This window comes from Exiguobacterium sp. s83 (assembly GCF_018617095.1).
Lineage (GTDB): Bacteria > Bacillota > Bacilli > Exiguobacteriales > Exiguobacteriaceae > Exiguobacterium > Exiguobacterium profundum.
Map to the genome: position 1 here is coordinate 683,323 of NZ_JACSJP010000001.1, position 13,207 is coordinate 696,529.

Annotated in this window: 7 protein-coding genes; 4 read left to right on the forward strand and 3 right to left on the reverse strand. The window is 48.0% G+C overall.

Features of this window, described 5'->3' with window-relative positions; all coding sequences use genetic code 11:
- The first annotated feature begins 69 nt into the window (after positions 1-69).
- On the forward strand, positions 70-4,509 hold the full coding sequence (gene gltB / locus KNO73_RS03535; protein WP_215112043.1) for a glutamate synthase large subunit: 4,440 nt from the start codon (positions 70-72) through the stop codon (positions 4,507-4,509).
- The gene (locus KNO73_RS03540; protein WP_078146833.1) at positions 4,506-5,957 is read left to right on the forward strand and encodes a glutamate synthase subunit beta; all 1,452 of its coding nucleotides are present in this window, start codon (positions 4,506-4,508) and stop codon (positions 5,955-5,957) included. Before gltB ends, KNO73_RS03540 begins: the two co-directional genes overlap by 4 nt.
- A gap of 138 nt (positions 5,958-6,095) precedes the next feature.
- Here the strand turns inward: KNO73_RS03540 and KNO73_RS03545 are convergent, their stop codons facing one another.
- From KNO73_RS03545 to KNO73_RS03555, 3 genes are all read right to left on the reverse strand, one after another.
- Positions 6,096-7,415, reverse strand: coding sequence for a Na+/H+ antiporter family protein (locus KNO73_RS03545; protein ID WP_215112044.1), 1,320 nt, complete (start codon positions 7,413-7,415; stop codon positions 6,096-6,098).
- A 143-nt stretch (positions 7,416-7,558) separates the two neighbouring features.
- A complete protein-coding gene (locus KNO73_RS03550; protein ID WP_215112045.1) occupies positions 7,559-8,272 on the reverse strand; it encodes a YebC/PmpR family DNA-binding transcriptional regulator in 714 nt (237 codons plus the stop codon).
- A gap of 80 nt (positions 8,273-8,352) precedes the next feature.
- The gene (locus tag KNO73_RS03555; protein WP_078146836.1) at positions 8,353-8,799 is read right to left on the reverse strand and encodes a MarR family winged helix-turn-helix transcriptional regulator; all 447 of its coding nucleotides are present in this window, start codon (positions 8,797-8,799) and stop codon (positions 8,353-8,355) included.
- A 387-nt stretch (positions 8,800-9,186) separates the two neighbouring features.
- Here KNO73_RS03555 and adhE point away from each other — a divergent pair, with 387 nt between their 5' ends.
- Both adhE and KNO73_RS03565 read left to right on the forward strand, forming a co-directional pair.
- A complete protein-coding gene (gene adhE, locus KNO73_RS03560; RefSeq protein ID WP_078146837.1) occupies positions 9,187-11,778 on the forward strand; it encodes a bifunctional acetaldehyde-CoA/alcohol dehydrogenase in 2,592 nt (863 codons plus the stop codon).
- Positions 11,779-11,940: 162 nt separating this feature from the next.
- Positions 11,941-13,143, forward strand: coding sequence for a zinc-binding metallopeptidase family protein (locus tag KNO73_RS03565; protein ID WP_215112046.1), 1,203 nt, complete (start codon positions 11,941-11,943; stop codon positions 13,141-13,143).
- Positions 13,144-13,207: the final 64 nt, after the last annotated feature.

Genomic DNA, 13,207 nt, shown 5'->3' on the forward strand with positions numbered 1-13,207 from the left:
TACTTGATTTTTCAGAATATTTAGAACAAAATGTTAATTACGAAACTGTGAGTGAAAGGGGTCGATGATATGAGTCGAGTTGGTTTGTATGACTCAAAATTTGAGAAAGATGCGTGTGGGATTGGACTTTACGTCAATCTACATGGGCTAAAGAAACATGAAATCGTTCAAAAATCGCTCTCCATGTTATGTAATTTAGAGCACCGAGGAGGAGAAGGTGTCATCGATGCTGGTGATGGGGCGGGTATCATGACTGAGATTCCACACGAATTGTTTACGCAAACCATGAACCTTCCGTCACTCGGTCGTTACGCTGTCGGAATGGTTTTTTTTCAGCCGTCTGAGAATCAGCTTCACGAAAAGATCACGTTGATGGAACGGATGGCGGATGAACTGGATTGTTCGACGATCGAATGGCGCGAAGTACCTGTCGACCCGATGCAAATCGGGGAACATGCGCGGGTCACACAACCGGTCATCTATCAATGGTTTATCTCATGTCCATTCCTAGACGAGGATGCGAATGAACGCGTCTTCTATGAACTTCGTCGAAAAATCGAAAAAGTCGAATCATTACGCCTATATATCGCAAGCCTGTCAACGAGAACGGTCGTATATAAAGGGATGTTGACGCCAAATCAAATCGCCGCATTTTATTTGGACTTGCAATCTCCTCACTATAAAAGCACGTTCGGCATCGTCCATTCTCGTTTCTCGACGAATACGTTCCCTTCTTGGGAACGAGCACATCCGAACCGCATGATAGTCCATAACGGGGAAATCAATACGCTTCGTGGAAATATCGATGCGATGCGAGCACGGGAAGGGGTCACGTCAACAGACTTATTCGAAGACGTTCAACACTTGTTCCCTGTGCTTCAAGAGGATGGGAGCGACTCGTCCATGCTCGATAACGCTTTTGAATTCTTCACACGAACAGGTCGTTCGATCGCCCACACGGCGATGATGTTGATTCCTGAACCATTTGTCGAAGGAAAGATGGAACCGTTCAAGCGCGACTTCTATCAGTATCATTCATCCATCATGGAGCCGTGGGATGGACCGACTGGAGTCGTCTTCACAGATGGAAGGCAAATCGGAGCTATTTTAGATCGTAACGGCTTGCGTCCGATGCGTTATGTCGAAACATTGGACGGGGAATTGATTCTCTCCTCTGAAACAGGAGTCATTCCGGTTGACGCAGAGAACGTCAAATCCAAACAACGTCTAAGACCAGGACAGTTGTTGTTGATTGACTTGATTGAAAAGCGATTGATTCCTGATCATGAGATCAAAGAGACGATTGCGAAGTCAGAGCCTTATCACAAATGGCTTAAGCAGATGATGACCATTGAGGATCGAGAGGTCGTTGAAGAAGAACTACTTGAACTCGGACGTGTGCAACGTGCGTTTGGATATACGAAAGAAGACATTGAACAGTATATGGTTCCGTTAATCAAAGACGAAAAAGATCCAATCGGCTCGATGGGGCATGACCAACCAATTGCGGTGCTCTCGACGCGGCCCCGTTCCTTGTTCCATTATTTCAAACAACACTTCGCGCAAGTGACCAACCCGCCAATCGACGCGTTACGGGAGAAAATTGTCACGGCTACGTTTACTTGGATTGGTCCGCAAGGAAATCCGGTCCATACTGGACGAGGTCACGCGAAACGTGTGTGGTTGAATCATCCGATGATTGATGGGGCAACCCTCAAGCAACTTGCCGAGAAGCTCAAGCTCGAACGAGTCGATACGACGTTTACAAATGATTTAGAGGCGTCGCTTGAAGCCCTTTTGCAACAGGTCAGCCAGATTGTACGAAATGGTGCGAACGTGATCGTCCTATCTGACCGTCTCGTCAGTAATAAACGGATTGCGATGCCGTCTCTTCTCGTACTGAGTGCGATTCATCAACACTTGATTCGAGATAACTTGCGCTCGAACTGTAGTCTCATTTGTGAGAGTGGTGAAGTTCGAGAAGTGCATCAGGCAGCGACCTTGATTGGGTATGGGGCAGATGCGGTATATCCTTACGTAGCCTATGCGACGATAAGAGATTTAGTCGAACGTAAACAAATTGCGCATTCATTTGAAGAGGCCATTCGCTCGTATCAAAAAGCAGTTGTCGAAGGCATCGTCAAAATCATGTCGAAAATGGGTATCTCGACCATTCAAAGCTACCGTGGGGCCCAAATTTTCGAAGCCGTCGGATTAGATTGCAATTTGATTGAGACGCATTTCAGGGGAACGACGTCCCAACTGTCTGGAATCGGATTTGAAGAACTTGAAAACGAAGCGAGAACACTCCATACGTCCGCCTATGCGACGAATCGTCCGCTCGAGGCGGGAAGTGATTTCCAATGGCGTGCAGACGGAGAAGAACATGCATTCAATCCGAAGACGATTCATTTGTTGCAACGTGCCTGTCGTGAGAATGAACGTAAATATTATGATGCTTATGTGAAGCTGCATGAATCATCAGGACAGTTCATTCGACAGTTGTTTGCATTTAAAACACAACGTCCTGTCCCGCTCGAAGAAGTAGAGCCAGTCACGTCGATCGTTCGCCGTTTTAAGACAGGCGCGATGTCATTTGGGTCCTTGTCGAAAGAGGCGCATGAAACGCTCGCTATCGCCATGAATCAGATCGGTGCGAAAAGTAACTCTGGAGAAGGCGGGGAAGACCGGGCCCGCTTCGTCCCGGATGAGTTTGGAAACGAACGCATCAGCCGCATCAAGCAAGTCGCGAGCGGACGATTCGGGGTGACGGCAGAATATCTTTACCATGCCGATGAAATTCAAATCAAGATGGCGCAAGGGGCAAAACCGGGTGAGGGTGGCCAACTTCCTGGAAATAAGGTGTACCCATGGGTCGCCGAAGTGCGTGGATCCGTTCCGGGGGTTGGACTCATCTCACCGCCTCCACATCACGATATATATTCGATTGAGGACTTGGCCCAACTCATCTTTGACTTAAAGCATGTGAATCCTAAGGCGAAAATCAGTGTGAAACTTGTCTCGAAGTCAGGCGTCGGGACGATTGCAGCCGGTGTCGCGAAAGCGAATGCCGATACGATTGTCATCAGTGGATATGATGGTGGAACCGGTGCTTCTCCAAAGACATCAATCAAGCACACAGGTCTTCCTTGGGAACTTGGACTCTTAGAGACGCATCAAACGCTCGCGTTGAACGGGTTACGGGGGAGAGTCACACTTGAGACGGATGGAAAGCTCATGACGGGGCGAGACATCGTCCTAGCTGCCATCTTCGGGGCGGAAGAGTTTGCGTTTGCGACAGCGCCACTCGTCGTCCTTGGATGTATTATGATGCGTGCATGCCATTTAGATACGTGTCCGGTCGGTGTGGCGACACAGGACCCTGTGCTTCGTCAGAAATTTATGGGGAAACCAGAACACGTCGTCAACCTGATGACGTTCTTGGCAGAAGAAGTACGAGAAATTTTAGCATCACTCGGTGTGACATCATTAGACGACGTGATTGGTCGAACGGATCTTCTCGAAGAAAGTGAATGGAAGACGAAACATCCGAAAGCAAAACGGTTAGATTTAGCACCGATGCTCTCGATGCCGACACCACTTCCTGAGCGTGAAGAAGTCGCTCACCCGGCATACCGTTCCTATGATCACCGAAAATTGATTCCGGCAGTCTCACGGTCAATCAACTCGTTGCAACCGACCTTCTTCGTTGGTCGCATCCGAAACACCGATCGCGCCGTCGGGACGCAGTTGGGGTTTGAAGTGACGAAAGTTCACGGTCAGGTCGGTTTAGCGGATGATACCATTTCGCTTCGCCTCAGTGGATCAGCCGGACAAAGCCTAGGAGCATTTTTACCACGAGGGATCACCATTTCCGTCATCGGGGATGCCAACGATTATATCGGGAAAGGCTTGAGCGGTGGGAAATTAGCATTGATCTCTGAAAAACATGCACCGTTTGATGAAAGTAAACAAATGATTGCCGGAAACGTCTGCTTGTACGGAGCGACGAGCGGACAAGCTTTCTTTAACGGTCACGTCGGCGAGCGTTTTGCCGTTCGAAATTCCGGGGCGACGGCAGTCGTCGAAGGAGTCGGCGATCATGGATGTGAGTATATGACCGGGGGAACGGTTCTCGTCCTCGGTGATGTCGGACGGAACTTTGCAGCCGGCATGTCAGGTGGCGTCGCATATCTTTATGGGGATCAAGCGTACGATCGACTCGTCAACAAGGAGCTCGTCTCCGTCGTAAAAGAATTGAACGATGAAGATATGGAACAAATTTATGCACTTCTCGAAGCGCATCAGTTTCATACAGACAGTGTTAAAGCACGGACTATTTTAGAGTCGTTCGAACAAGCTCGCTCTCACTTTGTAAAGGTCGTTCCTCGAGATTATGCGAATGTATTGGACGTTATGCGTCAAATCGAGGCGAATCGACCGGAATTGAGCGAAGCGGACCGAGCACTTGAATTGTTCCGGGTTGTGACTGAGGGGGGTAACGCATGAAACATAACTTTTTAAACATCGCACGGTCCACACTACCTGAGCGTCTTGTGGATGAGCGAGTGAAGGATTATGAAGAATATGCGACACGAATGGATGACGAATCCGTCAAACAGCAGGCTGCACGTTGTATGGACTGTGGCACTCCATTCTGTCATGTCGGGGATATGATTGGACAAGAGACTATTGGGTGCCCGATTCACAACTATATCCCGGAGTGGAACAAGCTTGTGACCAAATCGGACTGGATGGGAGCGTATCACCGATTGATGGAGACAAATAACTTCCCGGAGTTTACGGGTCGAGTTTGTCCCGCACCGTGTGAGGGGTCTTGTACACTCGGAATCAGTGAAGATCCGGTTGCGATCAAATCGATTGAACGAACCATCATCGATCGGGCGTTTGAAGAAGGTTGGGTGAAACCAAGACCGGTTCATCGAAGAAGCGGGATGACAGTCGCCATCATCGGAAGTGGGCCGGCTGGATTGGCAGCTGCCGACCAACTGAACCAACTCGGACATTCGGTCACCATCATTGAGAAGGCGGATGAACCGGGAGGGCTACTCATGTACGGAATCCCGAACATGAAACTGGATAAGGATGTCGTGAGACGTCGCATTCGGTTGCTCGAACAAGAGGGAATTGTCATCCAGACGAACATTGAGGTCGGTACGGATGTGACAGTGGAGGCGCTTCGGAACCAATACGATGCGGTGATTTTCGCGACAGGCGCTCAGAAACAGCGCACGCTCGGGATTGACGGGGATGATGCACGTGGTGTTGAAATGGCGATGGATTATTTGACGGCATCGATGTACGAGCGAAAAGGAACGACCCGATCACCAGAACATGACGCCAAAGACAAAAATGTCATCGTCATCGGGGGTGGAGATACAGGAGCCGACTGTGTGGCGACAGCAATCCGTCAAGGTGCAAAATCAGTCGTTCAGTTTGGGAAGCACCCGTCAAAAGGGTTGCTTCGTGCACCAGAGAAACCTTGGCCACTTCAACCGGACACGCTTACGACGGATTATGCGTATGCGGAATCACTCGCGATCTATGAGAAAGACCCGAGAACGTATTTGATTCGCTCCAACCAAATCGTCACGAAAGAAGGACGTGTCACAGGGATTGAAACGGAACGGATGACGAAAGTCGTCAACCCGGATGGTCAGGCAACCTTCTTCGTAGAGGAAGATTCAATAGAGACGTATCCGGCGGATTTGATCCTCGTCGCCATTGGATTTGAACGACCAGAGCACGAGTTGCGGAAAATCGGTGTCGAGAAGACGAAAGATTTCCAGACGGCAACGGAAAACGTCTTTGTCGCGGGGGATGCCAAGCGAGGGCAAAGCTTGATCGTATGGGCGATTCGTGAAGGACGAGAAGTAGCAGAGGTCGTCGATGCGTATCTCGATACTTGCAAGACCGAATTAAAAACCTCATCATAAAAAGGAGCGACAGCCGTCGCTCCTTATCTTTTGTTTAGGAGGAGTTTTATGTTCACGGAAATCCTCATGTATACGGGAATCTGGTTTATTCTCATCCTCATTTTATTAGGAACCATTTATTCACGACGGAAAAAATGATCAAAGCACCATCGCCGCAATCACACCGAAGATGATGAGTGGAATATTGTAGTGTAAGAACGTTGGCCAAACCGTTTCACGTAGGTGATCGTGTTGACCGTCAGCGTTCAATCCACTCGTAGGTCCGAGTGTCGAGTCACTCGCTGGGCTACCTGCATCCCCAAGCGCTCCTGCAGTCCCGATGATGGCAATCGTTGCCTCGACTGAGAACCCGTATTGTACACAGAGCGGGACGAAAATCGCAGCAATGATTGGAACAGTCGAGAAACTTGAACCGATTCCGAGCGTGATGACAAGGCCGACGAGCAACATGACGAGAGCGGCAATGAGTTTAGAGTCACCCATCAAATCGCTCGCTCCGTTGACGAGCGGTTCGATCGCACCTGTCTCGCGGATGACGGCAGCGAATCCACTTGCGGCGATCATGACGAACCCGATGAATGCCATCATGCGCATGCCGCTTGTGAAGATATCATCTGCCTCAGACCATGGAATCAGGCGGAAGATTGAAAGCAAGATCAAACCGGTCACCGCAGAGGCGATCATCGACTCGGTCTGCAATTGAACGATGAGGACGATGAGAACGACAGCGAGTGTCATGATCATCTTCAAACCACTCATTTGACGTACTTCATAATCAGTTGGTCCGAGTGCAATCGTGTCATACGTTCTCGGTTTCCGATAGTGAATGAACGCCGCTATCAATCCGACGACCATCCCTAATGCCGGGATGCCCATGATCGAGATGATGTTGACGTCTCCGACAGTCAAGCCGTTCGCTTCAACGTTCGCGATGAGAATCTCATTCAAGTAAATCCCACCAAACCCGACAGGTAACAACATATATGGTGTCACAAGACCGAACGTCAAAATGGTCGCTACGAGACGACGGTCTACATTCAACTCATTGAACAGCACGAGTAACGGCGGAATCACAATCGGGATAAAGGCGATGTGTATCGGAAGCAAGTTTTGAGAGCTGATGGATAACAATAAGATGAGTGACAACAGGAATGCTTTAACGTACATCACACGCTTGCCTGATACGTCACGACCTGACATCGCAATCAATTTTTCAGCTAAGACGTCCGGAAGCCCCGTCTTCGATAACCCGACAGCGAATGCACCGAGAAGCGCGTAGCTGAGTGCGATGCTCGCTCCACCACCAAGACCGTCACTGAAGGCGGTCAACGTATCGTTGAACCCAAGTCCTCCAACAAGCCCTCCGATAAGCGCCGCTAAGATTAATGACAATACAATGTGCACTCGGCTGATGGCGAGCGCAAATAAGACGATGACTGCAAGTAATACTGCGTTCATATCGATCCAACACCTTTCGCGTTTTCTTTCTCTTGGTATCACTTTAATATGATAAAGACTTTTTGAAATTTAACATATGATGTGACCCTTGTCAAATCGAATATGAAAAAAAGCGATAACTCGTGAAAGTTATCGCTTACGTGTTACATTTCGACGTTATGATACACTTGGCGCACATCTTCCAAGTCTTCGAGCACATCGATTAGTTTTTCAAACTGTTCTTGCGAAGCGTCATCGAGTGACACTTCGTTCTGCGGGAGCATCGTCAATTCCGCAACGGCAAACTCTTCTACACCGGCAGCCTTGAATGCAGTTTGAACGGCGTGGAACGCTTCTGGCTCTGCATAGACGATGACCGTCTCGTCTTCCACGATAACATCACGCACATCAAGGTCATGTTCCATCATGAGTTCGAGGACGTCATCTGCCGACATTTCATTGACACCGATGACGGCAGTTGCATCGAACATATATGCGACCGAGCCACTGACTCCCATGTTGCCTCCGTTTTTACCGAAAGCGGCACGAACTTCTGAAGCCGTACGGTTGACGTTATTCGTCAATGTATCGACGATGACCATCGAACCATTCGGACCAAACCCTTCATATCGAAGTTCATCGAAATTTTCCTCATCGCCACCTTTGGCTTTGTCGATGGCACGATCGATGATCGCCCGGGGCACGTTATACGTCTTCGCACGTTCCACAACGAATTTTAATGACTGGTTCAACTCAGGATCAGGTTCCCCTTGACGAGCGGCCACATAAATCTCGCGACCGAACTTCGCATAGACGCGACTCGTGTTCGCATCTTTTGACGCCTTCTTCTCTTTAATGTTGTTCCATTTACGACCCATTACATGTCATCTCTCTTTCCATTTGTACGTAGATTCATTACAGATTATATAAGAAGTTGTGGGAATTGACGAGAAAAGTTTTACTTGTCACCTTTGTCCATCTTCTCGACAATCTCTGTAAGTGTCTTCAAACTCTCAATGAGTCGGTCAGTTTCGTCCTCATTCAAAAAGGCGAGACGTTCCTCGAATAGTCTACGGAATGAGTCTCTGCGCTCAAGTAAGATTCGTTCACCTTCCTCGGTCAGTTGATTCCAAATCACGCGGCGATCCCGCTCGTCTGGCACTCGCGTGATATACCCCTCGTTCAATAATTTCGTGATGAGCGGGGTAACGTTCGGTGGCGCGATGGAGAGTGTCTCGCTGATTCGTCCATTCGTGACAGCCCCCTCGTCCTCAATCAACATCAATAGATGGAAATGAGAGAAGTTCAGGTTTAGAATTTGAGGAAAATCAGATCGACGTAACAATTTACGACGAATTAAAGGAATCAGTTTGACAAACTGGTCCGCTGCATCTTGTTTCGGCATAATAGATTCACTTCCTAGTTAGGTTCTATTTTCATTATACACGAGTTAGGTGCAGTTGAACCTAAAAACGGGTTGATGTGATGATTGATACATCATAGTAGAGATTGAATCGACACAAAATATGTAAGCGTTTACATTGAAGGTTTGATATATTTTCATGAAAACGAATTCGATTTTACTGAGGACGCATACAAAAATCAAGAGCTATCAATAACAGATAAAAAAATATTGTGAAAGAGTTCACATTCTTGTCACCCACAAAACCTGAAAAACATTGTATTCTATGAATGTGAAGGAAAGCACAATCTCTAAAAACAGTCATCACAATGTGCTTCCATCAAGTCAATATGTTCATAAAAAGCTCTCACTTATGAGGAGGAACCTAACATGGCAGTCAAAGAGAAAGCAAAAGTGGAAACAACGGCAGAACAAATGGTGGACACGCTCGTAGCAAGTGCGCATAAGGCACTCGATACGTTGATGACGTTCGACCAAGAGAAAATTGATCACATCGTACAGGCGATGGCGCTTGCGGGACTCGAGCAACACGTCACACTCGCGAAATTAGCACATACAGAAACAGGTCGCGGTGTCTTTGAAGACAAGATGATCAAAAATATCTTCGCGACAGAATATATCTATAACTCACTCCGTGGTGAGAAAACGGTAGGCGTCCTTGAAGATGACGTTCAAAACGGAATCACATACATCGCGGAACCAGTCGGTGTCGTCGCTGGGGTCACACCGGTCACAAACCCAACATCGACAACGATGTTCAAAGCGATCATCGCCATCAAGACACGTAACCCGATTATCTTCGCGTTCCATCCATCAGCGCAACAATGTTCAAGCGAAGCGGCTCGTGTCCTCCGTGACGCAGCAGTGGCGGCAGGTGCTCCTGAAAACTTGATTCAATGGGTTGAAGTTCCGTCACTCGATGCGACGAAAGCGCTCATGAACCACCCTGGTGTAGCGATGGTCCTTGCGACGGGTGGGGCAGCGATGGTCAAATCGGCTTACTCGACTGGTAAACCAGCACTCGGTGTCGGACCTGGTAACGTACCAGCCTATATCGATAAGACTGCGAAAGTGAAACGTGCCATCTCAGACGTCATCCTTTCAAAAACGTTCGACAACGGAATGATCTGTGCGTCTGAACAAGCGATCATCGTCGATCAAGAAGTATATGAAGAAGTGAAAGCAGAGATGACGGCACTAGGTTGCTACTTCTGCTCACCAGAAGAAAAAGCAAAACTTGAAACACTCGTCATTCGAACAGATACATGTGCGGTCAACCCTGAAATCGTCGGGAAGCCGGCAGCATGGATCGCTGAACAGGCAGGTCTCAAAGTACCAGCGGATACGAAGATCTTGATTGCAGAGCTTGAAACAGTTGGCGCAACGGAACTTCTCTCTCACGAAAAATTAAGCCCGGTTCTCGGTGCGTATAAAGTTCAATCACGTGAAGAAGGATTCGCAATCGCTGAAAAAATGCTCGAGATTGGTGGTCTCGGTCATACGGCTGTCATCCACTCAACAGATGACGATGCCATCCTTGAGTTCGGTCTCCGTATGAAAGCTTGCCGCATCATCGTCAACTCACCTTCAGCACACGGTGGAATCGGTGACCTTTATAACGAAATGACACCATCCCTTACGCTCGGTTGTGGGTCTTACGGTAAAAACTCCGTCTCAGAAAACGTGACGGCGAAACATCTACTCAACGTGAAAAAGGTGGCGAGACGTCGCGTGAATATGCAATGGTTCAAAGTACCTGAAAAAATCTATTTCGAGAAAAACTCAGTACAATATCTTCAATCGCTCACAACGAAAAAACGGGCGATGATCGTCACAGATGAAATGATGGTCAAACTCGGATTCGCTGACAAAGTCATCAAAAACTTGCCGGCTGGTGTCGAGTACCGCATCTTCGACCAAGTCGAACCGGATCCATCTGTTGAAACGGTCATGAACGGTGCCGAAGCAATGCGTCACTTCCAACCAGACATGATCATCGCACTTGGTGGTGGTTCACCGATGGATGCTGCGAAAGGCATGTGGCTCTTCTACGAACGTCCAGAAGAGAAGTTCTCGAATCTACGCCAGAAATTTATGGATATTCGCAAACGGACATATAAGTTCCCGACACTCGGTAACAAGTCAATGTTTATCGCCATCCCGACAACGTCTGGTACAGGTTCTGAAGTGACACCGTTCACTGTCATCACAGATAAAAAACGTAACGTGAAATATCCGATTGCTGACTATGCGATCACACCAGACGTCGCCATCGTCGACCCTGAGTTCGTCATGACCGTTCCAGCTTCAATCACGGCTGATACAGGAATGGACGTCATGACACACGCAATCGAAGCATATGTTTCCGTCATGGCGAATGATTACACAGACGGACTTTGCCTCCGCGCCATCAAGATGATCTTCGACTACCTACCAAAAGCGTATGAAAACGGTAGCGATGCGGAAGCTCGTCAGAAAGTACACAACGCTTCAACGATGGCGGGTATGGCGTTTGCGAACGCATTCCTCGGTATCAACCACTCGATCGCTCACAAAATCGGTGGAGAGTTCCACGTCCCACACGGTCGTACGAACGCGATTCTCATGCCACACGTCATCCGTTACAACGCGACACGCCCATCGAAACTTGCGGCGTTCCCGAAATATGAGTCATTCATCGCAGACGAACGTTATGCAGAAATCGCGCGTTACCTCGGACTTCCAGCAAGCACGACAGCTGAAGGTGTCGAGTCACTCGTCCAAGCGATCATCGAGCTCGGTCAACGCTTGAACATCAAACTTTCGTTCAAGGCGCAAGGCATCAAGAAAGCAGAACTCGATGCGAAGATCGACAAGATGGCAGTCGACGCATTCGAAGACCAATGTACGACGGCCAACCCGAAAATGCCGCTCGTTGAAGAATTGAAAGAGATCATGTACGCAGCATACGAAGGCGTATAAGCTTCAAAATTTACAAGGGGCCCGTTCAACTCGAACGGGCTTTTCTTGTGGTCGGAATATGACATTCAGTTTCTAAAATTATATTTAAATTTATAAAAAATTGAATAGTCAGACCATAAATAGCTGTATATAATAAAAAATGGTATACATAGCAATTTATTGATGAATGGAGATCGTGTCATGATCATCGTGTTTAGTTTGTTGCGTTCAATCGCGACAGTTGTTCTTTTCTTCAATCCAATTTATTCGACGCCGCTCGAGACCGCGGAATATATTTCATCAGTTGATCGAAATGCGGATAGTTGGGAGAGTGCCGACTTTTTTGAATCATTCGGAACCGAGTTACCTATCGACATGGATCGAAACCTCCTTTACACAGAACGGATAACCGGCTGGACTGAGATTGAAGTGGGGGACGAAACGTATGAGGGGTTTTCATCGATGACGTTTGATCAACCGTTCAAAGGTACGATTCTACATATGACGTGGGGACAAGACATTCCGGATGTGAAAGAAAAAGTGGTCGTCTTACCGACAACAAAGTTTTCATATGACAACATCGAGGATGCGTATACCGTCGATTACGCAGGTGAGGTTTTGAATGACCAGGAAGCGAACGCGTACTTGTCAGAGCTCGCATCTGCAGGAGCTGCAGGATACCTGATCACCCCTTATGAAGACGACCCATATGAGACGGGTTTCGTTTTCACGTCATCCTATATGAAGTTAGATGGTACAGGGGTAGACTTGGATACGGCTGAACAACTGAAGGACGGGGAAATGATTCGAGTCAAACCTTATCGTGAAGAGATCCCATATGTCGAGTTTGTCCAACAAGGAAAATCGGAACGGGAGATCATTCTCATGTCACGACTCGATTCTTCCTGGCACGGAGCCCATTATTTGTCTGCCGTCGGTCCGTCTACGGTCTTATATCATCTGATGCAGGTGATGAACGAGGAAATGCCAGACTATACGATTCGATATGTCTTTTTGAATGGAAACGGCGACTCTAGAGAAGCGAGTGACGATTTCCTTGAACGGCTAGGGGAGCAAAAAGAAAAAGTGGAAGCGGTCGTCATGCTCGATATTCTTGGGACTGGTGATGGTCCACTATACGTTCGGACGAAAGGGATGAAATCCTATCCAGTACTAGAACGGGCGCCATTCGCTGAACTAGAAGTACGTTCGTTAGCAAGTTCACCGGGTGACGCTTACGATGAAGCAGGAATCCCTTATTTGATGTTGAGTGATTCATTAGAAGGAAGTTGGCATGTGTTCACGGAGAAAGATACGTTCGAACGGCTGTCGGAAGATGGAGTAACGGGTGCGGTCGATTGGATGCACAATTGGCTAACTGACTGACCTAATCATTGTCGCTGTCTGAGAAGACGGCGACATATTTTTTTAGATGTCGGTTTCGGGTATG